23 protein-coding genes are annotated in these 23357 nt (G+C 59.0%); 15 read left to right on the forward strand and 8 right to left on the reverse strand.

Features of this window, described 5'->3' with window-relative positions; all coding sequences use genetic code 11:
• The first annotated feature begins 81 nt into the window (after positions 1-81).
• On the forward strand, positions 82-1269 hold the full coding sequence (locus ACVVH8_RS15270; RefSeq protein WP_475224573.1) for an MFS transporter: 1188 nt from the start codon (positions 82-84) through the stop codon (positions 1267-1269).
• A gap of 67 nt (positions 1270-1336) precedes the next feature.
• On the opposite strand, the gene ACVVH8_RS15275 is transcribed toward ACVVH8_RS15270, so the two are convergent.
• Both ACVVH8_RS15275 and ACVVH8_RS15280 read right to left on the reverse strand, forming a co-directional pair.
• Positions 1337-2374, reverse strand: a complete 1038-nt coding sequence (locus ACVVH8_RS15275; protein ID WP_103302077.1) for an alpha/beta hydrolase family protein — start codon at positions 2372-2374, stop codon at positions 1337-1339.
• A gap of 236 nt (positions 2375-2610) precedes the next feature.
• Positions 2611-3222, reverse strand: a complete 612-nt coding sequence (locus ACVVH8_RS15280) for an FMN-dependent NADH-azoreductase (RefSeq protein WP_201238228.1) — start codon at positions 3220-3222, stop codon at positions 2611-2613.
• Positions 3223-3350: 128 nt separating this feature from the next.
• On the opposite strand from ACVVH8_RS15280, the gene ACVVH8_RS15285 reads away from it, so the two are divergent.
• Positions 3351-4259 carry a LysR substrate-binding domain-containing protein gene (locus ACVVH8_RS15285; protein ID WP_475224576.1) on the forward strand — a complete coding sequence of 303 codons (909 nt, stop codon included), beginning with the start codon at positions 3351-3353 and terminating at the stop codon, positions 4257-4259.
• The gene (locus tag ACVVH8_RS15290) at positions 4256-4615 is read left to right on the forward strand and encodes an MmcQ/YjbR family DNA-binding protein (protein WP_103302080.1); all 360 of its coding nucleotides are present in this window, start codon (positions 4256-4258) and stop codon (positions 4613-4615) included. The genes ACVVH8_RS15285 and ACVVH8_RS15290 overlap by 4 nt, the downstream gene beginning before the upstream one ends.
• 56 nt (positions 4616-4671) lie before the next feature.
• Here ACVVH8_RS15290 and ACVVH8_RS15295 read toward each other — a convergent pair whose 3' ends face one another.
• Complete coding sequence (locus tag ACVVH8_RS15295; protein ID WP_475224579.1) at positions 4672-5100, reverse strand: DUF1294 domain-containing protein; 429 nt, start codon at positions 5098-5100, stop codon at positions 4672-4674.
• Positions 5097-5927, reverse strand: a complete 831-nt coding sequence (locus ACVVH8_RS15300; RefSeq protein WP_315445499.1) for an undecaprenyl-diphosphate phosphatase — start codon at positions 5925-5927, stop codon at positions 5097-5099. Before ACVVH8_RS15300 ends, ACVVH8_RS15295 begins: the two co-directional genes overlap by 4 nt.
• 304 nt (positions 5928-6231) lie before the next feature.
• On the opposite strand from ACVVH8_RS15300, the gene ACVVH8_RS15305 reads away from it, so the two are divergent.
• The 9 genes from ACVVH8_RS15305 (at position 6232) to ACVVH8_RS15345 (ending at position 14589) form a co-directional block, all read left to right on the forward strand.
• Positions 6232-7866, forward strand: coding sequence for a methyl-accepting chemotaxis protein (locus ACVVH8_RS15305; RefSeq protein ID WP_212808912.1), 1635 nt, complete (start codon positions 6232-6234; stop codon positions 7864-7866).
• A 286-nt stretch (positions 7867-8152) separates the two neighbouring features.
• Positions 8153-8716 (forward strand): nicotinamide riboside transporter PnuC, encoded by a 564-nt coding sequence (pnuC, locus tag ACVVH8_RS15310; protein WP_212808913.1) that lies wholly within the window; start codon positions 8153-8155, stop codon positions 8714-8716.
• Positions 8713-9237: an AAA family ATPase gene (locus ACVVH8_RS15315; protein WP_103302085.1), complete on the forward strand. Its 525-nt coding sequence runs from the start codon at positions 8713-8715 to the stop codon at positions 9235-9237. The genes pnuC and ACVVH8_RS15315 overlap by 4 nt, the downstream gene beginning before the upstream one ends.
• 344 nt (positions 9238-9581) lie before the next feature.
• Positions 9582-10031 (forward strand): hypothetical protein, encoded by a 450-nt coding sequence (locus ACVVH8_RS15320; RefSeq protein WP_103302086.1) that lies wholly within the window; start codon positions 9582-9584, stop codon positions 10029-10031.
• A 1-nt stretch (position 10032) separates the two neighbouring features.
• Positions 10033-10605, forward strand: a complete 573-nt coding sequence (locus ACVVH8_RS15325; RefSeq protein WP_212808914.1) for an adhesin — start codon at positions 10033-10035, stop codon at positions 10603-10605.
• 73 nt (positions 10606-10678) lie between these two features.
• Positions 10679-11701: a heme utilization protein gene (locus tag ACVVH8_RS15330; RefSeq protein WP_212808915.1), complete on the forward strand. Its 1023-nt coding sequence runs from the start codon at positions 10679-10681 to the stop codon at positions 11699-11701.
• Positions 11702-11764: 63 nt separating this feature from the next.
• Positions 11765-12445 (forward strand): C39 family peptidase, encoded by a 681-nt coding sequence (locus tag ACVVH8_RS15335; RefSeq protein ID WP_103302089.1) that lies wholly within the window; start codon positions 11765-11767, stop codon positions 12443-12445.
• Between the two features lie 44 nt (positions 12446-12489).
• Positions 12490-13236 (forward strand): hypothetical protein, encoded by a 747-nt coding sequence (locus tag ACVVH8_RS15340; protein WP_103302090.1) that lies wholly within the window; start codon positions 12490-12492, stop codon positions 13234-13236.
• Between the two features lie 45 nt (positions 13237-13281).
• Entirely contained in the window at positions 13282-14589 is a 1308-nt protein-coding gene (locus tag ACVVH8_RS15345; RefSeq protein ID WP_103302091.1) for a transporter, read from the forward strand.
• A gap of 94 nt (positions 14590-14683) precedes the next feature.
• Here ACVVH8_RS15345 and ACVVH8_RS15350 read toward each other — a convergent pair whose 3' ends face one another.
• Positions 14684-16009 (reverse strand): sigma-54 dependent transcriptional regulator, encoded by a 1326-nt coding sequence (locus ACVVH8_RS15350; RefSeq protein WP_103302092.1) that lies wholly within the window; start codon positions 16007-16009, stop codon positions 14684-14686.
• 355 nt (positions 16010-16364) lie between these two features.
• On the opposite strand from ACVVH8_RS15350, the gene ACVVH8_RS15355 reads away from it, so the two are divergent.
• The 3 genes from ACVVH8_RS15355 to nhaB all read left to right on the forward strand — a co-directional run bounded on the left by ACVVH8_RS15355 (position 16365) and on the right by nhaB (position 19813).
• Positions 16365-16631, forward strand: coding sequence for a hypothetical protein (locus ACVVH8_RS15355; protein WP_103302093.1), 267 nt, complete (start codon positions 16365-16367; stop codon positions 16629-16631).
• 283 nt (positions 16632-16914) lie between these two features.
• Positions 16915-18204 (forward strand): hypothetical protein, encoded by a 1290-nt coding sequence (locus ACVVH8_RS15360; protein ID WP_475224581.1) that lies wholly within the window; start codon positions 16915-16917, stop codon positions 18202-18204.
• 106 nt (positions 18205-18310) lie between these two features.
• The gene (gene nhaB, locus ACVVH8_RS15365; RefSeq protein ID WP_475224584.1) at positions 18311-19813 is read left to right on the forward strand and encodes a sodium/proton antiporter NhaB; all 1503 of its coding nucleotides are present in this window, start codon (positions 18311-18313) and stop codon (positions 19811-19813) included.
• 121 nt (positions 19814-19934) lie between these two features.
• Here the strand turns inward: nhaB and ACVVH8_RS15370 are convergent, their stop codons facing one another.
• The 3 genes from ACVVH8_RS15370 to gnd are packed head-to-tail and all read right to left on the reverse strand — an operon-like array spanning position 19935 to position 23241.
• Complete coding sequence (locus tag ACVVH8_RS15370; RefSeq protein WP_315445503.1) at positions 19935-20744, reverse strand: Cof-type HAD-IIB family hydrolase; 810 nt, start codon at positions 20742-20744, stop codon at positions 19935-19937.
• On the reverse strand, positions 20741-22264 hold the full coding sequence (gene zwf, locus ACVVH8_RS15375; protein WP_103302097.1) for a glucose-6-phosphate dehydrogenase: 1524 nt from the start codon (positions 22262-22264) through the stop codon (positions 20741-20743). Before zwf ends, ACVVH8_RS15370 begins: the two co-directional genes overlap by 4 nt.
• On the reverse strand, positions 22261-23241 hold the full coding sequence (gene gnd, locus ACVVH8_RS15380; RefSeq protein ID WP_103302098.1) for a phosphogluconate dehydrogenase (NAD(+)-dependent, decarboxylating): 981 nt from the start codon (positions 23239-23241) through the stop codon (positions 22261-22263). The genes zwf and gnd overlap by 4 nt, the downstream gene beginning before the upstream one ends.
• Between the last annotated feature and the right edge of the window lie 116 nt (positions 23242-23357).

Raw genomic sequence — 23357 nt, forward strand, 5'->3', positions numbered from 1 at the left:
AAAATAGTTAGCCTGCTTTCTTTTGATTCAGACCCAAGCCATGATGCGAGCTCTCCTACCGCCGCCCGCGAACGAGTTCTCATGTCTGCGCAGCAACAGCCACCGCAAAGCTCCATGGCGATCACCCTGCAGATCGTCTCCATCGTTTTTTATACCTTTATAGCCTTCCTCTGCATCGGCCTGCCGATTGCCGTGTTGCCCGGTTACGTGCATGAACAGTTGGGTTTCAGCGCGATCATTGCCGGACTGGTCATCGGCTCGCAGTATCTGGCCACCCTGCTCAGCCGACCGATGGCCGGGCGCATGTCGGACACCATCGGCACCAAACGGGCGATTATTTATGGCTTGCTGGGGATCGTGCTTAGCGGTGTGCTGACGCTGATTTCCACGCTGTTGCAAAGCTTCCCGCTGACCAGCCTGTTGATACTGATCGCCGGGCGTTTGCTGCTTGGCATCGCTCAGGGCCTGATCGGTGTCGGCACCATCAGTTGGTGCATGGGTCAGGTCGGCGCTGAACACACGGCGCGCTCCATCGGCTGGAATGGCATCGCCTCGTATGGCGCGATTGCGATTGGTGCGCCGCTGGGCGTGGTGATGGTCGCCGACTACGGTTTTGCCAGTCTGGGGGTTGCGCTGACAGCATTGGCGACCATGGCGTTGGTGCTCATCCGCAATAAACCGTCAGTACCCGTGGTGCGCGGTGAACGCTTGCCGTTTTGGGCGGTGTTCGGCCGAATCGCACCATTTGGTGCCAGTCTGAGCCTGGCGTCGATCGGTTACGGCACGCTGACCACGTTCATCACCCTGTATTACCTCAATCGCGGCTGGACCGGCGCGGCGTACTGCCTGACGGTGTTCGGCGTGTGCTTCATCCTTTCACGCCTGATGTTCATTTCTGCGATTGCGCGATTCGGCGGGTTCAGCTCGGCAATTGCCTGCATGACCGTCGAAACCGTCGGGCTGACAATGTTGTGGCTGGCGCCTTCCACCGCGTATGCGCTGATCGGTGCGGGTCTGGCCGGATTTGGCCTGTCGCTGGTGTATCCGGCGCTCGGCGTCGAAGCGATCAAGCAAGTGCCCAGCTCCAGCCGTGGCGCGGGGTTGAGCGCTTATGCCGTGTTCTTCGATCTGGCGCTGGCGGTGGCCGGCCCGTTGATGGGCGCGGTGGCGTTGAACCTGGGGTATTCGTGGATTTTCTTTTGCGCGGCGATGCTTTCGGTCACCGGGCTGGGGCTGACCTTGCTGCTCAAGCGCCGCGCGATGGCTTAAATCTTCGGTCTAAAACCTGTGGGAGCGAACCTGCTCGCTCCCACAAGGGTTCTGCGGTGGGATCAGGTTATTGATCGGCGGTCTGCATGCCCGCCCGCGTCGGTTTGCCCAGTGCATGTGCAAAGAACCGCCCCGCTTCGGAAATCAGATTGCGATGGATGTCTTCGCGATCGACGCCATCGGCGTCGGTGCACAATGCCGGCATCGCAAGAATCTGCTCTTCGGTGCACGGGGCCATGAACACGAAGTGCCCTGCCCCGGCCAGTAACTTGAAGTCCGGTGCGGTGGGCAGTTTGCGCGCCAGTGCGGCAGCATTTTTGTCGAACGCGACGAGTTTGTCGCCGTCGCCGCTGTAGAGCAGCACCGGCACATGCACATCGGCCAGGGTGTGACGACCAAATTTCAGGCTCAACGGCGCCATCAGCAACAACGCGTGCACGCGCGGATCGGCCACCGGCTGCAGGTCATCGCGATCAACGATCAGTTCGCCCTGGGTGTTGCAGGCGTCGCGGTCGTCCGGACGTTCCTGGCAATAGCGGCGCAGGCGATCCAGATCCGGTTGCGCGCCGGACAGAATCAGCGCCGTCTCGCCCCCCGCCGAATAGCCGATCACGCCAACCTGATCAGCATTGACGAACGGCGCCAGCATGCGATCGCCGAGGGTCGCGGTGATCGCTTCGGAAATCTGGATGGGCCGGCCGTAGAGATTGCTCAAGGTGCCGAGACGGCTGTGGTCTTTGGAGTTATCGCCGGGGTGAATCACCGCCACCACGACAAAACCTTTGCGCGCCAGCGATGTGGCGAGGTCGTGCAGCGCCAGCGGTGTGCCGGTGTTGCCATGGGACAGCATCAGCATTGGAAAGCGGCCCATGGCGACTTTGGTGTCTTCACCGGCTTCGACCGAATAGCCTTCGAGCAGGCTCATGTGCTCGCGGTCGCTGGAGGGGTAGAACGCGATGGCGCGCATCGGTTGCAGGTCGAGCGGATCGAGGAAGGTCATCTCGTGATAACCGACGCTCCAGACAGGGTGTCGCCCCGGCGCAGCCTGCACTGAATTCAGGCTGCCGAGCAGGCAAATCAGTAACGTTGCACAAAGACGCATCATGGGATGCCCCACCCTGTTGTTACTCAATCGAAAGATCCGTTGCGTTGTCAGGCCGGAACGCCGGGGATTCAGCGCTCCGTTACGACACTGCACTCAGACGTTGATCGTTTGACTGCATAACCCGGGCCAGATTATGTAACAGTCAGAAACAAAAAACTCCGTATTCGGCCCTTGCAGAACCAGAATACAGAGTTTTTTGGGTATTACCTGAACCTCAGCTGTTCTTTACGCAAGCCTTACGCGGCGGCGAACAATTGCTCGCTGATCTTCGCTTGAGCTGCGGTCATGGCGTTGTTGCGCACTTCATCACCATACGCCAGACCTTCGGCACGGACGATTTCGATGTCGGTGATGCCGAGGAAGCCCAATACCAGCTTCAAGTATTCTTCGTGGGCGATGCCGCTGGCCTGACCGGCGTGGATACCGCCGGAGGTGGAAACGATCACCACTTTCTTGCCACCGCACAGGCCTTCAGGGCCGGCTTCGGTGTAACGGAAGGTCTGACCGGCAACGGCCACACGGTCGATCCACGCCTTGAGTTGGGTCGGTACGGTGAAGTTGTACATCGGTGCAGCAATCACCACAGCGTCAGCAGCGATGAACTCGGCCAGGGTCGACGCGCTCAGCTCGGCTTCGTGCTGTTGCGCGGCGTTACGCAGCTCAGCGGTGGTGCCGGCGGCGACCAGCGTGGTCGAAGAGAAGTGGCTGATGGCGTCAGCCGCCAGATCGCGGTAAGTCACCACGGCGCCTGGCTCAGCAGCTTGCCAGGCTTTGACGACTTGGCTGCTCAACTGACGGGAAGCCGAGTTGTCGCCCAGAATGCTCGAATCGATATGCAGCAGTTTCATGTGGAATCTCCTGGAATGAATCGCCGGTGGCGACGGAATGGAGAGAATCCTACGCAAGAAACCAATGGATGATTAGACGGCGACAATGCGATAGTTTGTCCCACTGATAGAACAGTCGGATTTAAACCATGCAAGACCTCAACGATCTCTACTACTTCGCCAAAGTCGTCGAGGCTGGCGGCTTTGCAGCTGCCGGCCGATTGCTGGGTATTCCCAAATCGCGGCTGTCGCGACGTATCGCCGAACTGGAAGAGCGTCTCGGCGCGCGCCTGTTGCAACGCACCACCCGCCAACTCAATCTCACCGCCGTGGGTGAGCGTTATCTGCGCCACTGCCAGGCCATGTTGCTGGAAGCGGAAATGGCCGACGAAGCCGTTGCCAGCATGTCCACCGAGCCGCGCGGGCGCCTGCGCGTGTCGTGCCCGACGGGACTGGCTCGGGAAATGCTGCCGTGGGTGATCAGTGATTTCCTCGGCAAATTCCCTCAGGTGCAACTGGAAGTCGTGCTGCTCAACCGTCGGGTGGATCTGGTTGCAGAAGGTTTCGATGTGGCCTTGCGCGTGCGAGAACTGGGCGACGAAGATCCGCTGCTGGTGACGCGACGTTTGCGTCAGGCGCAAATGGTCGTGGTGGCCAGCCCGGAGTTTATTCAAGGTCAGTCGATCCAGCATCCGCAAGACCTGAAAAGCCTGCCGGTGCTCGGTGCATTGGAGGCCGATCGCATGGTCCACGTACGCCTGCTCGATCAACAAGGCGAAAGCTTCGAACTGAACATGGAAGCACGGTTGGGCATCGACGACTTTATCGTGCGCAAGACCTGTGTGCTGGCCGGCCAGGGCTTCACGATGCTGCCGATGATGTATTGCGAAGCGGAGTTGCAAAGCGGCGCGCTGGTGCAGTTGCTGCCCGAATGGTCGCTGCCCGGCGGCTGGCTGCAAGCGGTGTATCCGCATCGGCGCGGCGTGATGCCAGCCGTGCGCGCGTGGATCGATCACCTGGTCGAATCGTTCAATGCCTGTGGGGAGCGGTTGTTATGAAGAAGGGAAAGATGAGCGAAGCGGACGTTGCGGCGTTCTGTCTGGCATTGCCGGGTGCGCGGGAAGACTACAAGTGGGGTGGCGTGCGGGTATTTTCGATTGCCGGCAACAAGATGTTTGCCTTGCAGGGGCTGCGTGGCGACTCGCTGGCATTCAAGGTCGACAAGGATCTGTTTCTCGGCCATTGCGATCGACCGGGCATCCACCCCGCGCCGTATCTGGCCCGCGCACAATGGATCATCATGCACCCGCCCTACCCGCTGGGCGCCGAGGAATTACAGGGGTTGTTGCAGCGCTCACATCAATTGGTGGTGAGCAAGTTGCCGAAGAAAACTCAGGTGGGATTATTGCTCTAGCTGGTGACTTTGTGGGAGCGGGCTTGCTCGCTCCCACATGAGTGCATGTGTGAAAGTTAAAACAGATTGAGCAGGTTCAAACGTAGAAACAGTTGGTCGATCCAGAACACCTGGTGCAACAGGACGATGACCCAGAACAGAACCTGAAACGACACCTTGCGCGTCTTGTGCCGAAACACCTGCTGAGCAATCAACGCGCCTGGCCAGCCGCCGGCCAGTTCCACCGCGTGCAGGATATTCTCCGGCGTGCGCCACGCATCCGTCCGGGCCTTGCGTTTGTCGGCCCAGTACATGAAGAACGCCAACACGCTGACGATTCCATACGCGGCCAACGGCACCAGTGAAATCCCGCGCAGCCACATCGACAGCGAGCCGAACAACGGCAGCGCGCAGACGATCACCAGCACCACCAGTTTCAATTTCAGATGCTGAATATGGCCGCCAGAGGGGCGACCTTCAGGACGGCGTGCGCGGGAATCACTCATGGCTTGGCCGCCGCCCAGTCCACCCAGCCGAACTGCCACGTCGCCAGAATGAACAGGCCAAAGACGATCCGATACCAGGCGAAAGCCGCGTAGCTGTGGCTGCCGATAAATTTGAGCAAGCCGCGCACTGCGATCATCGCGAAGATAAACGCGGTGACGAAACCGATGGCGAACACCGGGAAATCCGCCGGGACAAACAGATGGCGGTATTTGAAGCCCGAGTACACCGCAGCACCGACCATGGTTGGCATGGCAAGGAAGAACGAGAACTCGGTGGCCGTCTTGCGCGACAGACCGAAGAGCAAGCCGCCAATGATGGTCGAGCCAGAACGCGATGTGCCGGGGATCATGGCCAGGCATTGGGCGAAACCGATTTTCAGCGCATCGGTCCAGCGAATCTCATCAACCGTTTCTGCGTGCACTTCATGCTGACGTTGTTCAGCCCACAACATGATGATCCCGCCGACGACCAACGCCGCCGCAACGGTGATCGGGTTGAACAGGTATTTGTGGATCAGGTCGGCAAAGATCACGCCCAGCACGACGGCGGGCAAAAACGCGATCAGCAGGTTGGCGGTGAAACGCCGTGCGCTTGGCTGTGTTGGCAAACCGACCACCACATCCAGAATCTTGCGGCGAAACTCCCAGACCACCGCGAGGATCGCGCCGAGCTGAATAATGATGTTGAACGCCATGGCCCTCTCGCCGCCGAAGTCGAGCAAGTCGGCAACAATGATCTGGTGTCCGGTACTGGAAATGGGCAAAAACTCCGTCAGCCCTTCTACAACTCCTAGTATCAGTGCCTGCAAGGCGGTCCAAAGATCCATCAATCCCCCAAAGAGCGATGCACGCAGGCATGCCCCGATAGTATTTTTTTACGTTCACTGCGATCAGCGTAGCTGGTTGTTGCTGTACCGATTCCGCGCGCACAGGATCCACACGAAAGGGTCAAAATTCCGTGAAATATCAACTTGGATTCAGGTTTTCACGCGCGGGGCCGAAATCCTAACAGACAAGCCTTAATAGCGCTGCCGCGTTATACGACTTGGGTCGCGTATGCCTGACCGCGAAATCGTGGTTGGATGCTGGCGGTCGTTTATTACAAGAAAAAGAATCCGGAGTGACAGCGTTATGAACAGCTTGCGCAGTGTGTCGATCAGCCGACGCTTGTGGCTCATTTTGGTGGTGGCAGTGGTCATGTTGCTGACCTTGGGCGTGTTGATGCTCAAGCAGATCCACGATGACCTGTATCGCGCCAAAGCCCAGAAAACCCAGCATGTGGTGCAGACCGCCAGCGGTTTGCTGACCTACTACCACGATCTGGAAACCGCCGGCACTCTGAGCAAAGAGGCTGCGCAAAAGCAGGCGCTCACCGCCATCCGTGGTCTGCGTTATGACCAGAGCGACTATTTCTGGATCAACGACCTCACCCCCGTGATGGTCATGCACCCGACCAACCCCAAACTCGAGGGCCAGAATCTCTCGGCAATTCGCGATCCGGATGGTTTCGCGGTGTTCAACGAGATGGTTGCCATTGCCAGGTCCAAAGGCGCCGGCATGGTCGATTACCGGTGGCCGAAGCCCGGCGCCAGTGAACCGGTGGCCAAGACTTCGTACGTCAAACTGTTCGAGCCGTGGGGCTGGGTGCTCGGTTCTGGCGTGTATGTGGACGATGTGCAGGCCGAGTTCCAGGGACAGGTGATCAAGGCCACGGTCATTGGCTTGGCCATCGCCGTGATCATGGCATTGCTGGTGATCCTGATTGCGCGCAGCATCGTCCGTCCGCTGCAGGAAACCGTGAACGCCATGGCCAACATCGCCAGCGGTGAAAGCGACCTGACCCGCAGCCTCGATACCCATGGCAAGGATGAAGTGACTGAGCTGGCTCATCATTTCAACGCGTTTACGGCCAAACTGCGCCGGGTGATCGGCGACTTGCAGGTCTCGGCCAGCGCGCTGGGCCAGTCGTCCAGCGAACTGGGCAACGATGCGTCGCAGGCCCAGCAGCGCAGCCAGCAGCAATCGCAGCAGATGGAACTGGTGGCCACCGCGATCAACGAGGTGACCTACGGTGTGCAGGATGTGGCGAAAAACGCCGAGCATGCCGCCGCCGAAATGCGTGATGCCGAGGCCCAGGCGCAGCAAGGCCAGATCAACATTGACGGTAGCCTGCAACAGATCGACAAGCTGTCCGGCACCATCGATCAAGCCGTAGAGGTGATTCGCACCCTTGCCGCCGAAAGCACGCAGATCGGCAGCGTCCTGGAAGTGATTCGCTCGATTGCCGAGCAGACCAATCTGCTCGCACTGAATGCGGCCATCGAAGCGGCCCGGGCCGGTGAACAGGGGCGTGGTTTTGCCGTGGTGGCAGATGAAGTGCGCTTGCTCGCGCAGCGTACACAGAAGTCGACAGCCGAAATCCAGTCGATGATCGAGCGCCTGCAAAATCACTCCGAGGCAGCGGTCAAGGTGATTGGTGACAGCAGCAAAGCTTCGCAACTGACCATTGAACAAGCCGGACTGGCCGGCGCCAGCCTGAACGCTATCGGCCAGGCGCTGCGCAATCTCAATGGCCTGAATGCATCGATTGCCAGCGCCACGTTGCAACAGGCGCATGTGGTCGAGGACATCAATCAGAACGTGACCCAGGCTGCCGGGCTGTCGCACAGCACGGCCATCGCAGCCGAGCAGTCGAGTGCCGCCAGCGTGCGGCTCGGCCAGTTGAGCGAACAATTGAACAGCCTGCTGCGTCAGTTCCGCGTCTAGCACCGCCCCACTATAGGAGTGAGCCTGCTGGAGACAGGTTTATGTCAGCCAATATCTACCATGCTGACATACCGCCTTCGCTGGCAAGCCAGCTCCCACAAGGATTTATGCCATGCCCACCCATCTTGGGCATTACTCAAAACCCTGTGGGAGCTGGCTTGCCAGCGATGAGGGCGGAACATTCAACATCATTGTTGACGCCGCCGAAGCCATCGCGAGCAGGCTCACTCCTACAGCTTTTCTGGGTACAATCCGCCCCCTCCTCAACTCCCTCCAAGGAACCCACATGTCCGGGCTTGAACTGTTTGCCGCCGCTCTCGGTGTGATTGCCGTGTGGCTGACGGTTAAACAGAATCCGTGGTGCTGGCCGATCGGGCTGGTCATGGTGCTGCTCTATAGCTGGGTCTTCTTTGAAGTGAAGCTCTATTCGGACATGTTGCTGCAAGTGATCTATGCCGCGCTGCAAGTCTATGGCTGGTGGCAATGGACCCGCGCCGGGACGATGCACGACGGACGTCAGGTCACGCACCTGGATGCTCGCTCGATAATGCTGGGGCTGAGCGTGGGCGCCATCGGCAGCGTGTTGCTGGGCGCCGCCATGGCGCACTGGACTGACGCCGCGCAACCCTGGCTGGACGCGGCGCTGACCGGTTTCAGCCTGGTGGCGCAGCTGTGGATGGCACAGAAACGCCTGCAATGCTGGGCGCTGTGGTTCGTGCTGGATGTGATTTTCGTCGGATTGTTTCTTTATAAGGGTCTGTACCTCACCGCCGCCCTGTATGCCTTGTTCACGCTGATTGCGATTCAGGGCTGGCGCGAATGGCGCGCCGATCCGGCGTTGCGCACATGAAGGTCGTGGTGCTGACCGGTCCCGAGTCCACCGGCAAGAGCTGGCTGGCGGCCGGCCTGCAACAACGTTTCGGCGGGCTGCGGGTAGACGAGTACGTGCGCTGGTTTATCGAGCAGAACCCTCGTGACACCCGTCTGGCCGACATTCCCGAGATCGCTCGCGGGCAACTGCAATGGGAAGATCAGGCTCGGGCGCAACGGCCGCCGCTGCTGATTCTCGACACTCATCTGCTGAGCAACATGCTCTGGAGCCAGACGCTGTTCGGCGACTGTCCGGCCTGGCTTGAGCCGCAATTGCTGGCGCGGCATTACGACCTGCACCTTCTCCTGTCTCCCGAGCAGATCGACTGGACCGATGACGGTCAGCGCTGCCAGCCGGGTCTGGAGCAGCGCCTGGCGTTTTACCAGGCCACCCGCGAGTGGCTGGAACGCCATGACCAGCCATTCAAGGTCATAGAGGGCAATTGGGCTGAACGCCAGACTCGAGCCTTCGCAGCGGTCGAGGAACTGCTCGCGCAATAACCCGTCTTTGTGGGTCCGTTTACCCGGTTTCGGGGGCAAAGTGTCCGTTCCTGAAACACTTCCTCGCGTGCAAACGGCCCGTTTCAGCGGATTGATCAGTTTGACACTGCCGTTGTTACTTTGCTGAAACACTACGCCGCAAACCCTTGTCCCAGAGCATTGTTCAGCCAATAGACAGCTCAACGCGGCAGTGCCTGTTTCACCGCTGAAACAGCTTGTGTATCAAGTGCGCGCTCTTTCTGCGTAACTCATTGAAAATACTAAGCAATTAAAAAGCGGCACAGCTTTCGCTCTCTCCTTCACAACGCTGACAAGGGCAGCCCACTGAAGAAGGAATTGCAGCCGTGGGGAACTTCAATAAAACCTTTACCTGCCTCCTGCTGATCGGATCAGCGGCCAGTGCGTTCATCAGTTTCAACGTTCAGGCCGAAGGCAATGGCGTGATCGTCCTCAACCGCGATGTCCAGCCGATCCCTATTGGTCGCAGCGGGGGCAAAGACCCCTACCCGACCACCGTCAACGCCAACCCTTCGGCGCGCATCAATCAAGCGATGACCAGCACCGAACTCAATGACGGTGACTTTGCCAGTATCGCCAGCGGCTCTTCGATTCGCGGCAACATCACCACCCCTACTTCGAACATGCCTGGCATGAACGTGCTGAGCAATCCCAACGGCCTGCCAGGGATGAGCTCCGGTCATGGCGGCGGCGGTGGCGGCTCGATCTCCAACACCGTCAACCGCGCAATGGGCGCCGGCCTGGCCCCGCTGACCCGCATGGCTGGAGGCCAATAAGATGAATCGCTACCTGCTCCTGCTTGCTCTCTTCGGCTGCGCCAGCGCGATGGCCGACCCCAGCTCAGTGAACGACGCGAACATTCAAGACACCGGCATCCAGTACCGCGGCAACTACAACATCAACCAGGCCGCTGGCGACCAGATGCAACAGACCAACACCAAAGCCATCGCCATTGGCACCTCGGCCAGCGCCACCACCATCGTCAGGCAGAAGCTCGATACACCGGCCGATCCGTCGATGAATGCCAGCGCAACCATCGGCGGCAACTCTTTCAGTAACGGCAACGGGATCCTCGGTGTGAACCAGGGCGCCGGTGCCAACAACCAGATGGCCAACGTGACGCGCGTCAGCATCAGTGCTGCGCCGCAGAGCGTTGACGACAGCGCCCTGTCGCAACAGAACGTGGCGCTTTTACCGAGCTCAGGAGCAACTGGCACCTCATCCGGCAGTCGCCAGATCACGACAAGTGATCAGGCCTTCACCGGCAGCCGAGGGGTGATTCAGGTGAACCAGAGTGCCGGGGTGGGGAACCGAATGGCTAACACCCTGAGCATCCGGGTCGCTGACTGACCCAAATAACAAAAGCAGTGCAATTAGAAAGTACCAACACTTAACCAACTAATAAGCACGATGGAGAAACACCATGAAACCTACAATGGCTCTCAAACCACTGGTTTTCGCACTTGCAGCAGTGATGGCAATCGCAGCACAGGCAGGCGGTCGTGATGACGATCATGGTAATGGTAACGGGCACGGCAACGGTCATGGCAACAACCATGATCCAAAAGGCCCTACCCTCGAAGAACTGCTGCAAATCGGCGCTGGCGCCGGTGCCGCAGTGCTCGATGTGCAGAACAGCCAAGGCAACGTAGTCGGCAACCAAGGCACAAAAAATAGTGCCGGTATCGAAAACTCGGCCAACGGTTCCAACGGCAACCTGGGCATGAACAACACCGCTGGCGACGGCAACCAACAAGACAACGCCGCCGCACTGGCCACTGCTGACGAAAGCTTCATTTTCGGCACCGCAGTAGCTGCATCCAGCGCTACTCAGGTCAACGCCAGCAACTCCGTTGCCAACTACTCCACCACCAACACCGCAGGCTTGAACAATGTGGGTAACGGCGGTTCCGGCAACATTGGCGTGAACAACAGTGCCGGCAACTTCAACCAACAGAAAAACAACCTCGCAATCGCCGTATCCGGTGGCCGTGTGGCCCAGGCTGCTGCCGCTGCGAACCAAAGCTCCACAGGTCTGAACGTAGGCAACTACGGTACTCAAACCTACAAAAAAGATACCCTCACTGGCACTGTTGCCGCCGTCGGCGTGTTCGGCGCCGTTGGCGAAGCTACCATCAAAGATGACGATCACGGTCACGGCGGTGGCGGCTACGGCAACAACGACCGTGGCGGTAACGGTGGGCATGGCGGTAGCAAAGATCAGAAAGCTACCTTCGAAGCTGTGGGTGTCTTCGGTCTGGCTGGCGTAACCACTCAACAAGTGATGACTCCAGACGGCTGGAAAAACCCTGTAACCAACAATGCTGCAGTCAGCAACGTTGGCAACAACTTCTCCGGCAACGCTGGCTTCAACAACGCCGCAGGTGTTGGCAACCAACAAAGCAACTCGCTGTCCATCGCTGCAGGTTGCAAAGCCTGCATGTAATCGCGATCGAAACGAAAGCCCCGGAAACGGGGCTTTTCCTCAGTCCGCAAAGGCGTATCGATCATGCGTAAGACTGCCCTCATCGCTCTGCTTTGTCTGTCTGGCCTGACCCAGGCGGCGCAGATGCCCGTGGCTGCCCTTCCCGGCGGCACACTCATCTACAAGAACGTGCAAAGCATTCGTGAGCGCAAGTTTGCCGACATTGTCGAACAGAAAACCGATTTCAGCTGCGGCGCTGCTGCACTGGCCACGGTGTTACGCCAAGGCTATTGGCTCGACGTCGATGAGGAGCACATCATCAAAGGCATGCTGGTCAACGCTGACCAGGACCTTGTTCGTACTCAGGGTTTTTCCATGCTCGACATGAAGCGCTACATAGAAAGCATCGGCATGCGCGCCAGAGGCTACAAGATTCCGCCGGAAAAACTCGACGCTGTAACAATCCCGGTGGTGGTACTGATGGAAATTCGCGGCTACAAGCATTTCGTGGTGTTGCAACGTGCGGACAAGGATTGGGTTTACATCGGAGACCCGGTTCTGGGCCACAAACGTTACTCCCATGATGACTTTGTCAAAGGTTGGAACGGCATCGTCTTCGCCATCGTCGGCCCCGGATATGACAAGGCCAACGCCTTGCGCAGCCCGCCGACACCGCTGACGGCCAAGAACAAGCTGGATAACTTCAACCCTGTCAAAGATGCTGAATTGATGGACTTCGGGTTCATACAGAGCGACTTCTTTTAATCGCCGATTATAAAGAATGGGGCTGGATGTCCCGGGAGCAGCAGATGAAAACCTCATACTGGCTGGCCGCCGCCTGCCTGGCAGCGAGCGCGTCAGGCTATGCCAATGCAGGATTCAAACCTATAGAAATACAGGACAAGGAATTGTCCGAGCTACGTGGTCGTTATGTCATGCCGGGGCGGATTATCAGCTTCGGCATTGTCATGAGCAGTACCTGGCGCAACGCCAGTGGTGATCTGATCGGGGCTGCGACCTCGATGCAGCTTCAGGCAGCAACGGTCAAACCCGAATTCTATGTGCAAACCATCAAGGAGCACGGCAACGGCAGCACGCTGCCAACGGGCACCGGGACAATCACCGGTGGCGCTGGCCTCGACAGCAGCCAGGGCGTGACGCAAAGCGTGCGTGCCGCTGGCGACAGCAATACGGCCTATAACAACGTTGCCATTAACGTTTCGGAAGCCAGTCAGGCACCGGCACTGGTGCCCGCGCAAGGACAGGCCCTGATGGCCGGACAAACCATCGGCGGCAGCAATGCCGCGGGCAGCGTGGCCGTTTCGGCCAACGGTGGTGGCGTACAAATGGCCATTCAGGCTTCAGGTAATCAGGGCACGGCGCTGCAACAAGTGGCCCAGGGCGGTTTGCTGCAGAACACCCGTCTGCTCGGCAGTGCCAACGTGGTCAATAACATGACCCAACTCAACGTTGTGTTGAACAATAACGGCATGAGTGCCGGCGCACTGGACTGCAACCTGACTCAACTCAGGGCACTACGCAATATCGGATATTGAACTACGCTGAGTCTCGATCATTGGGCTTAAAGGGACGGCTTATTCATGTATCGATCAGTATCACTGCGTGCCGCTGTATGTCTGAGTACGCTTCTACCGGCCGCGATGCTGCAAGCAGCACCCGACGCTGACGTGGAAACGCTGAAACAGGAACTTCTGGAGCTGAAGCAACGATACGAAGTACAACAAAAGGCCCTGGCGGTACTCGAACAACGGGTCCGCCAGGTCGAAGATCAACCCGCCGCTCCACAACCCAAACGCCTGGCCAAATCGCCATCCGACATGAAAGGCAATCCGAAAGTGGCCACCGGCACCGGGGCCGCAGCAGCGTCGGGGGGCGCCGCCGGGGGCAGTGGCGCTTCCTACGGGCAATCGCTGGCCGACGATTCGCAACCGGCACAGAGTGTGTCCAACCTGTACGACGAGGCCAGCGGCTTCTTCGGCGGGGGCAAATTCAGCTTTGAAACCGGCATTACCTATTCGCGTTATGACACTCGCCAGTTGATTCTCAACGGCTTCCTGGCGCTGGACTCGATCTTCCTCGGCAATATCAACCTTGACCGGATCAAGGCGGATACCTGGACGCTTGACCTCACCGGTCGCTACAACTTCGACAATCGTTGGCAGTTCGACCTGAACGTGCCAGTGGTCTACCGCGATTCGACCTATCAGTCCGGCGGCGGCAATGGCGGTGCGTCCAACGTCACCACCGAGCAGGATGTCGACCGCGACCCGACCATCGGCGACGTGAACTTCGGCATCGCCTACAAGTTCCTCGACGAGTCGGTCAACACCCCGGACGCCGTGGTCACCTTGCGCGTCAAGGCGCCTACCGGCAAAGACCCCTTCGGCATCAAGTTGCGTCAGACCGATGCCAACTCCAACCTGTTCGTGCCTGACACCCTGCCGACCGGCAACGGCGTCTGGTCGGTCACGCCCGGCATCTCGCTGGTCAAGACGTTCGACCCGGCGGTGCTGTTCGGTAGCCTGTCCTACACCCACAACCTGGAAGAGTCGTTCGACGACATCAGCTCCACCGTCAACCAGAAAAACCCGGGCAAGGTGAAGATCGGCGACAGCTTCCAGATCGGTGCCGGTATTGCCTTTGCGCTGAACGAAAAGATGAGTATGTCGTTCTCGATGTCTGACCTGGTGCAACGCAAGAGCAAGCTGAAACAGGATGGCGGAGATTGGCAATCGGTGGTGTCCAGCGACGCCAACGCCGGTTACTTCAACGTCGGCATGACCATTGCGGCCACCGACAACCTGACCATTGTGCCTAACCTGTCCATCGGCCTTACGGATGATGCCCCGGACTTTTCCTTCAGCCTGAAATTCCCGTACTACTTCTAAACCACGCACAAGCAAAAGATCGCAGCCTGCGCCAGCGCCTACAAGATTCAAATGTAGGCGTTGGCGCAGGCTGCGATCTTTTGATCTATGGCTTCTACCGAATCTGATGCTTGTGCAACAGCCGATAAAACGTCGGCCGTGAAACCCCGAGTACCTTGGCGGCCACGCTGAGATTATCGCTGTGCCGGTTCAACACATCGCACAACGCCTGCCGCTCGGCGCGGGTCTTGTAGTCCTCCAGCGTCCCCATGGGCGTGGCGATCGACTGCTGACTGATCAAGCCAAGATCACGCGCTTCGATCTGCCGTCCTTCGGCCAGGACCAGGCCGCGACGCACCCGGTTGGCCAGTTCGCGCACGTTCCCTGGCCAATCGTGTTTGCCCATCGCAATCAGCGCATCCTCACTGAAACTGCGCGGACGACGCCCGGTTTCATGACTGTAGAAATGCGAGAAGTGGTTGGCCAGCATCGACAGATCGCCGTGACGTTCTCGCAACGGTGCCGTCACGACTTGCAGCACGTTGAGCCGGTAATACAGGTCTTCACGAAAACGTTTTTTCTCGATGGCGGCCTCAAGATCGACGTGAGTCGCCGCCAATACCCGCACATCAACCGGGATCGGCTGACTGCCGCCCACGCGCTCGATGTGTTTTTCCTGCAGGAAGCGCAGCAGATTGGCTTGCAATTCCAGCGGTAGATCACCGATTTCATCGAGAAACAACGTGCCGCCGTTGGCCGCTTCAATCCGCCCGACCTTGCGCTGATGAGCGCCGGTAAACGCACCTTTTTCATGACCAAACAGTTCGGACTGGATCAAGTGTTCGGGAATTGCCCCGCAGTTGATCGCGACAAAAGGTTTGCTGTGGCGCTGGGACTGACGGTGCAGCGTACGCGCAACCAGTTCTTTACCGGTGCCGCTTTCACCGCGAATCAACACCGGCGATTCGGTGGGCGCCAGTTTACTGAGCAATTTGCGCAGTTCACGAATCGGTTTGCTGTCGCCCAGCAGTTCGTGTTCGGGTTGATCGACGTGAATCGTGCCCTGCCCGCGCAGTCGCGCCATGCCGAACGCCCGGCCGAGGGTGACCTGCACTCGCGAAACATCGAACGGCAAGGTATGGAAATCGAAAAACCACTCGCAGACGAAGTCACCGACGTTCTGCAAACGCAGGACTTCCTGATTGAGCACAGCGATCCATTCGGTGCCGCTGCGGCTGATCAGCTCTTTGACGGCTTCAGGGCGTTCAAGGTGAAAAGGCTGCAAACGCAGCAAGCCGACATCACAACTGCGGTCGGCGGCGTTTTCCAGAGTACAACTGTCGACATCCCACCCTACCGCTCGCAAACCGGGCAATAAGCGGTGACAGTCGTCGCAGGGGTCGACTACCAATAAACGTCGTAACGCTGGCGCTTCGCTCATGACTGTTCCTTGGCGCCAAATATTAGAAATGATTGTAAAAACAGTCATTTGGCAGACCCGACTGTAACGTTAGCAAGATTTTGACAGCGCCTTGTATCGATTGCTTATAGGTGTACAAGTAAATTCGTTATAAGAATCTGGTTGATTAGTTAGCTATCGACTTAATCACTGTAAAAGACCTTTCAACAACCTTTCAAAAGCGCTCGACGAACCGAGTGAATGAAAGAAGTTTGAAATTTCTTTGTTTCGAGTGTGACCTGCCCCCGGGTTGCGTGCATCAGTACAAGTAACCAGCCGAACGGTAAGCCCAACCGACGGCACATCACTTGATTGGGCACTAAAGAGAGAAGACCCCATGACCGCCCCGCTCCGTATCAACGAAGCTCTTTTGATTGCCAACCGCGCGTTCCAACCTTTCCAATGCGTGGCCTGGGCCCCACAAGACGGCAATGGCGAACTGAACCTGACCGTCATCGATCGCACCAATTCGCATATCGGCCGCAAACAGATTCCATGCAGCACCTACTCCGATCCGGCGCAGCTGGAGCAACTGTTGCAACAGGCCCGCGCTGAACTGAGCAAAGAAGGTTATGCGCTGCAATCCTGGTCGATGTCACACTGATCAGCCGGGCGCTGCGGATGACGTCAACGTCATCCGCCCTCCTCTTGCTAGTTACTCTTTCTGATTATCCCCTGATACTTTTGTACAACTTCTGGCAGCGCGTTCTCGCGTAACTGCTTGGCAGGCTTGCTATTGGTTCAAAAAGACACTGTTCTGGCACAGTGTGACCCTCCACCTGTTAGTTCTTACAGTTGTACTTCTTCTAGTTCAGGTTTTGAATGTTCCGCTCATGCAGTTAGCCACCGGTTCCCCGGTCATGGTCAACTTGCAAGGAGATGCGTGCATGTCCACCCTGAACGCCGTTGCGCTCCCGACGTTATTGAATAATGCCGGTCAACTCGACAAATCGTTTGCCAGCACCGGCGTGGCTCAGGTGTATTTCGCCGGCAGCCTGTCTAGCCTGACCCAGGATGTCGCACTCGACGCGCAAGGGCGGATTCTGGTTGCCGCCAAAGTCGGCATCACCGAGGGTAGCCGTTTCGGTTTGGCGCGCCTGCTGGCGGATGGCTCGGCCGATCTGTCCTTTGGTGAGCAAGGCAGCGTGATCGATACATTTGCCCCGGGCTTCGAAGCCATGGCCGGCAAAGTGCAGGCGCTGCCCGATGGACGGATCCTGCTGGCGGGCCTGCATTATGAAAACAGTCACCGCACCCTGCCCGCGCTTGCCCTGTTCGACGCGCAGGGCCAACCGGATCAATCTTTCGGTGACAACGGTTACCAAGTGGTGCGCCTACCGGGCGACTTGTCCATGGGCACCCGCGACAGCTGGCTACCGCCCGGAGTGCCGGGCGCAGAGGCCTGCGATTTTGCGGTGCAGGATGACGGACATATTCTACTGATCGCCAACCATCACTTCGAACTGGCCGACCACGCCGGCATGCTCATCCGCCTCAAGCCTGACGGCAGCCTGGATGATAAGTTCAACGGGCGCGGTTTCGTGATGATCCGCCATCTGCTGCTCAACACCTGGCTCAGCCGGCTGATGCTGCAGAAGGATGGGCGAATTTTGGTGGGCGGCTCGATCGATTTTCCTCAGGAAGGCCTGTTGGCGCGTTACCTGCCCGATGGCCGGCTGGACGAACGTTTTGCGGTAGACGGTTTCATGGCATTCAAGGCCCACGGCAAAAGCGCTCTGGTCAGTCAGATCCTTGAATCGGCGGACACCCTGCACTGCTTCGGCAGCAGCCGCGACCCGATCCGATGCATGTCATTCAGCCTGCACCTCAATGGCCGGCCGGACCTGCGCAGCAATAACGGCCAGCCCCATTTGCTGGAAATCGGCCCCAGCGGCTGTCAATGGAGCGCCGCCCAGTGCATGGCAGACGGCTGCATCATCGCAGTGGGCGCCACCCTTGGCGGGGTCGAGGCCGACTTCATCGTCGCGCGTTACTGCGCAGACGGGCGCCTTGACCAGAGTTTCGGTCAGGGCCGCGGCTGGTTGCGTACGCGCCTGGGACGCAGCCTCGACACGGCGAATTCACTGGCCGTGCAATCGAATGACGCCATTCTGGTCGGTGGCTATTCGCTGGATGGCAACTACCGGGCGATGGTCGCGCGGTATCTCAATCAATAACAGCCTTCGGCAGCACCTACATGGAATCGTGTTCAAGTCAGGAACAACTTGAACTTGGCTGACACATCCGGCAACTTGCGCGCTTCTTAAAAACAAGGAGCAACCGATGTCCGGTTCAATGGCCCAGGCGTTCGCGCAAAATTTTCTCGGGCACTCGCCACGCTGGTACAAGGCGACCATCGTCGGATTTCTGATCCTTAACGCTGTCGTGCTGTTCACGGTGGGGCCGGTCGCGGCTGGCTGGTTGCTGGTGATCGAGTTCATCTTCACCTTGGCCATGGCGCTCAAGTGCTATCCGTTGATGCCCGGCGGTTTGCTATTGATCGAAGCTCTGCTGTTGAAGATGACCACGCCGCAGGCGCTCTACGATGAACTGGTACACAACTTCCCGGTGATCCTGCTGCTGATGTTTATGGTGGCCGGGATTTACTTCATGAAGGATCTGCTGCTGTTTCTGTTCTCGCGGTTGTTATTGGGCGTGCGCTCGAAAGCGGCACTGGCCCTGATGTTCTGCTTTCTATCGGCGTTTCTGTCGGCATTTCTCGATGCGTTGACGGTTACTGCGGTGATCATCAGCGCTGCGGTCGGCTTTTACTCGGTCTACCATCGGGTGGCGTCGGGTAACGATCCGCGTCAGGACAGCGGGTTCAGCGACGACCAACACCTGCCGACACTTCATCACGATGATCTGAATCAGTTTCGCGCATTCCTGCGCAGCCTGTTGATGCACGGCGCGGTCGGTACGGCGCTCGGTGGCGTGTGTACGCTGGTAGGTGAGCCGCAGAATCTGCTGATCGGCCATGAAATGGGCTGGCACTTCGCGGAGTTCTTTCAGAAAGTCGCACCGGTTTCGCTGCCAGTGCTGGCGGCCGGCCTGGTCACCTGCGTACTGCTGGAGAAACTGCGCTGGTTCGGCTACGGCACGCTGCTGCCGGACAACGTCCGCGCCGTGTTGGCCAATTACGCCGCCGAAGACAACGCCGAACGCACCCCGCGCCAACGTGCGGCGCTGCTGGTGCAAGGCACTGCGGCACTGATCCTGATCGGCTGCCTGGCGTTTCACGTCGCCGAGGTCGGCCTGATCGGCTTGATGGTGATTGTGCTGATCACCGCGTTTACCGGCATCACCGACGAGCATCGTCTGGGCAGCGCATTCAAGGATGCCATGCCTTTTACCGCGCTGCTGGTGGTGTTCTTTGCCGTGGTCGCGGTGATTCACGATCAACAGCTGTTTGTGCCGCTGATCGAGTGGGTGCTGGCGCTGCCGATCGATCAACAACCGGGCATGCTGTTTATTGCCAACGGCCTGCTCTCGGCGATCAGCGACAACGTCTTCGTTGCGACGATTTACATCACCGAAGTGAAACAGGCGTTCCTTGCCGGGCACATGAGCCGCGAGCACTTCGAGACGCTGGCAATCGCGATCAACACTGGTACTAACCTGCCAAGCGTGGCGACGCCAAATGGCCAGGCAGCGTTTCTGTTTCTGCTGACGTCGGCAATTGCGCCGCTGGTGCGCCTGTCGTACGGGCGCATGGTGTGGATGGCATTACCGTACACCTTCGTCATGGGCCTGCTGGGCTGGTACGCGGTCAGCTACTGGCTGTAATTACACCGGATAAAGTGTAGGAGTGAGCCTGCTCGCGATAGCGGTGTGTCAGCCCAGAAAATGGTGACTGAAACATTGCTATCGCGAGCAGGCTCACTCCTACATTTGTTTTGGGGTGAATTCAGTGAGGAAGGATGTACTTTTCGATCGCCTGAGCCACGCCGTCTTCGGTGTTCGGCGCGGTGATCACGTCGGCCTGACGCTTCACCGCCTCCTCCGCCTGTCCCATGGCAATCGACAGTCCCGCGCAATGGAACATCGCCGGGTCGTTGCCGCCATCGCCAATCGCGGCCGTCTGCTCCAGCGGGATGCCCAGGTGCGCGGCAATGGTCGCCAGTGCGGTGCCTTTGTTGGCCTCCAGCGCCGTGACGTCGAGGTACACCGGTTGCGAGCGCGAGACTTGCGCCATGCCGTTGACCTTGGACAGTAAACGCGCCTCCAGTTCGATCAACAGCTCAGTGTTGTTGCTGGTCGCGACGATCTTGTCGATGCGCTCAAGATACGGTTCGAAACTCTCGACCACCACCGGCGGATAGCCGAGGCCATGCTGCTCGCGCGGCACCATCGGCCCGTGCGGATCCTTGAGCAGCCAGTCGCCGCCGCTGAACACCCAGATTTCGACATCCGGTTGATCGGCAAACGTCGCGAGTGCAATCAGCGCCGTTGTCGCCGGCAGGTAATGCGCGACGAGCAAACTACCGTCCGGATTGACGATCGTGCCGCCGTTGAACGCCGCAGTCGGCAGATCGACGCCCAAGGCTTCGATCTGCTGCAACATGGCTTTCGGCGGACGCCCGGTGGCGAGACTGAACAGCACGCCCGCCTCGCGCAGCGAACGCACAGCGTCGATAGTACGCTGGCTCAGCGTGTGATCGGGCAGCAACAGCGTGCCGTCCATGTCGCTCAGCAGAAAACGGATCGGCTTGCTCATCCGAGGCCATGCCAGACGCGGCCATCGCGAGTCAGCAGGTCTTCGGCGGCTTGCGGGCCATCTTCACCGGCAGCATAGGTTTGAACGCTCGCGTCCTGCTGCCAGGCATCGAGGAACGGTTGCACCGCACGCCAGCCGTTCTCGATGTTGTCGGCACGCTGGAACAGCGTCTGATCGCCGGTCAGGCAGTCGTAAATCAGGGTTTCGTAACCGGTCGATGGCTGCATTTCGAAGAAGTCTTTGTAGGCAAACCCCAATTCGATGTTGGCCATGTTCAGCGCCGGCCCCGGGCGCTTGGCCAGCAGGTCGAACCACATGCCTTCATTGGGCTGGATCTGGATACGCAGATAGGTCGGTTGTAGTTCGTCGACTTCGGTGTCGCGAAATTGCGCATAAGGCGCCGGTTTGAAGCAGATGACGATCTCGGTGTCGCGCACACTCATGCGCTTGCCGGTACGCAGGTAGAACGGCACGCCGACCCAACGCCAGTTGTCGATCATCACCTTCAGCGCCACATAGGTTTCCGTGGTGCTGTCGGGCGAGACGTTGGCCTCCTGGCGATAACCGGCCAGTGCCTTGCCGCCGACTTCACCGGCGCTGTACTGGCCACGCACCGAGTTGGCCCGAGCTTCTTCAACCGTCCATGGGCGGATCGCGCCGACCACTTTGGCTTTCTCGCCACGTACCGCATCGGCGCCGAACGCCGCCGGCGGTTCCATGGCAACCATGGCCAGCAACTGGAACAGGTGATTGGGCACCATGTCGCGCAACGCACCGGTGTGCTCGTAAAAACTGCCACGGGTTTCGACGCCGACGGTTTCGGCGGCGGTGATCTGTACGTGGTCGATGTAATGGTTGTTCCAGAACGCCTCGAACAGGCTGTTGGAGAACCGGCTGACCAGAATGTTCTGCACGGTCTCCTTGCCCAGGTAATGGTCGATCCGATAGATCTGTTTCTCGGACATCACCTTGAGCAGGCAGGCGTTCAGTGCTTCGGCGGTCTGCAGATCGGAGCCGAACGGCTTCTCGATCACCACCCTTCTGAACGCTTCGGGGGTTTCTTCTAGCAAACCGGCGCTGCCGAGTCGGCGCACCACTTCACTGAAGAAACGCGGCGCGGTGGCCAGGTAGAACACCGCATTGCCGGTGCCGCTGTCGGCGATTTTCGCCGCCAGCGCTGAATAAGTGCTGTCGTCGAGGAAGTCGCCCTGGACGTAGCTGATACCTTTGGCGAGCTTGGCCCACAAGGCCGGATCAAGCATCTGATCGCCCTTGCCGACCTTCGCCGCCACTTCGGTACGGATGAAGTCCTCGAGCTTTTGCGCGAAGGCTTCATCGGTAATGGCGTTGTGGTCAACGCCAACGATCCGCAGGTTCTCATCAAGCAGGCCGTCGCGACTGAGGTTGTACAGCGCCGGCATCAGCAAGCGCTTGACCAGGTCGCCGTGGGCACCGAACAGAAACAGCGTGGTCGGTGGTGCGGGTTCTGCCTTGGATTTTCTGCGGATCGTATGGGTCATTTCTTCGGTGTCTCCACATGGCCGCCGAAGCCGAAGCGCTGGGCCGAAAGAATCTTGTCGCCAAAGGTGCCTTGGCCACGTGAGCGGTAGCGCGAGAACAGCGAGTTGGACAGCACCGGTACCGGCACCGCTTGCTCCATGGCGGCTTCGATGGTCCATTGACCTTCACCGCTGTCGGCAACCGAACCGGAGAAACCGTCAAGCTTCGGATCGCTGGCCAGTGCATCGGCGGTCAGGTCGAGCAGCCAGGAAGAAACCACGCTGCCACGACGCCAGACTTCGGCGATGTCGGCCACGTTCAGATCGAAACGCTGATCTTCCGGCAGGCGCTCGCTGGACTTGGTCTTGAGGATGTCGAAGCCTTCGGCGAACGCGGCCATCATGCCGTACTCGATGCCGTTGTGGATCATCTTGACGAAGTGACCGGCACCGGCAGGACCGGCGTGAATGTAGCCGTGCTCGGCGCGCGGGTCATCGGACTTGCGATCCTTGGTGCGCGGGATGTCGCCCATGCCTGGCGCCAGTGCGGCGAACAGCGGATCAAGACGCTTAACGGTCTCGGCATCGCCGCCGATCATCATGCAGTAGCCGCGTTCCAGGCCCCAGACGCCGCCAGAGGTACCGACGTCGATGTAGTGCAGGCCTTTCTCGGCCAGGGTTTTGGCGCGGCGGATGTCATCCTTATAGTTGGTGTTGCCGCCGTCGATGATGGTGTCACCGGCTTCCAGCAGAGTGCTCAGGGTGTTGATGGTGTCTTCGGTCGGCGCGCCGGCCGGCAGCATGACCCACACGGCACGCGGCTTGGCCAGGCCTGCAACCAGTGCCGGCAAGTCGGCAACGCCGGTGGATCCCTCGGCGACCAGGTTGTCGATGAAAGCGGTATTGCGGTCGTAAACAACGGTGGTGTGACCGTTGAGCATCAGGCGCCGCGCAATATTACCGCCCATGCGGCCCAGTCCAATAATCCCGAGTTGCATGTGCTGATGCTCCTTACTACAAATAAATGTGTGTCAAAGGTTATAGCCCAACGCGACTAATGGAGGTTAGTCCAGAGCGTCGGGGTGAAGTTTCCGGGCATTGTGCCCGATTCAGA

The sequence above is a fragment of the Pseudomonas trutticola BRTCR10 genome, from assembly GCF_056155105.1.

Coding starts and splice junctions, on each gene's coding strand:
- ACVVH8_RS15340 (WP_103302090.1), top strand. CDS start 12,490: ATGAAAACCTCATACTGGCTGGCCGCCGCCTGCCTGGCAGCGAGCGCG.
- ACVVH8_RS15335 (WP_103302089.1), top strand. CDS start 11,765: ATGCGTAAGACTGCCCTCATCGCTCTGCTTTGTCTGTCTGGCCTGACC.
- ACVVH8_RS15360 (WP_475224581.1), top strand. CDS start 16,915: ATGTCCACCCTGAACGCCGTTGCGCTCCCGACGTTATTGAATAATGCC.
- ACVVH8_RS15275 (WP_103302077.1), bottom strand. CDS start 2,374: ATGATGCGTCTTTGTGCAACGTTACTGATTTGCCTGCTCGGCAGCCTG.
- ACVVH8_RS15350 (WP_103302092.1), bottom strand. CDS start 16,009: ATGAGCGAAGCGCCAGCGTTACGACGTTTATTGGTAGTCGACCCCTGC.
- ACVVH8_RS15330 (WP_212808915.1), top strand. CDS start 10,679: ATGAAACCTACAATGGCTCTCAAACCACTGGTTTTCGCACTTGCAGCA.
- ACVVH8_RS15300 (WP_315445499.1), bottom strand. CDS start 5,927: ATGGATCTTTGGACCGCCTTGCAGGCACTGATACTAGGAGTTGTAGAA.
- ACVVH8_RS15305 (WP_212808912.1), top strand. CDS start 6,232: ATGAACAGCTTGCGCAGTGTGTCGATCAGCCGACGCTTGTGGCTCATT.
- zwf (WP_103302097.1), bottom strand. CDS start 22,264: ATGACCCATACGATCCGCAGAAAATCCAAGGCAGAACCCGCACCACCG.
- ACVVH8_RS15345 (WP_103302091.1), top strand. CDS start 13,282: ATGTATCGATCAGTATCACTGCGTGCCGCTGTATGTCTGAGTACGCTT.
- ACVVH8_RS15285 (WP_475224576.1), top strand. CDS start 3,351: ATGCAAGACCTCAACGATCTCTACTACTTCGCCAAAGTCGTCGAGGCT.
- ACVVH8_RS15290 (WP_103302080.1), top strand. CDS start 4,256: ATGAAGAAGGGAAAGATGAGCGAAGCGGACGTTGCGGCGTTCTGTCTG.
- ACVVH8_RS15370 (WP_315445503.1), bottom strand. CDS start 20,744: ATGAGCAAGCCGATCCGTTTTCTGCTGAGCGACATGGACGGCACGCTG.
- nhaB (WP_475224584.1), top strand. CDS start 18,311: ATGTCCGGTTCAATGGCCCAGGCGTTCGCGCAAAATTTTCTCGGGCAC.
- ACVVH8_RS15270 (WP_475224573.1), top strand. CDS start 82: ATGTCTGCGCAGCAACAGCCACCGCAAAGCTCCATGGCGATCACCCTG.
- ACVVH8_RS15325 (WP_212808914.1), top strand. CDS start 10,033: ATGAATCGCTACCTGCTCCTGCTTGCTCTCTTCGGCTGCGCCAGCGCG.
- gnd (WP_103302098.1), bottom strand. CDS start 23,241: ATGCAACTCGGGATTATTGGACTGGGCCGCATGGGCGGTAATATTGCG.
- pnuC (WP_212808913.1), top strand. CDS start 8,153: ATGTCCGGGCTTGAACTGTTTGCCGCCGCTCTCGGTGTGATTGCCGTG.
- ACVVH8_RS15355 (WP_103302093.1), top strand. CDS start 16,365: ATGACCGCCCCGCTCCGTATCAACGAAGCTCTTTTGATTGCCAACCGC.
- ACVVH8_RS15315 (WP_103302085.1), top strand. CDS start 8,713: ATGAAGGTCGTGGTGCTGACCGGTCCCGAGTCCACCGGCAAGAGCTGG.
- ACVVH8_RS15280 (WP_201238228.1), bottom strand. CDS start 3,222: ATGAAACTGCTGCATATCGATTCGAGCATTCTGGGCGACAACTCGGCT.
- ACVVH8_RS15295 (WP_475224579.1), bottom strand. CDS start 5,100: ATGAGTGATTCCCGCGCACGCCGTCCTGAAGGTCGCCCCTCTGGCGGC.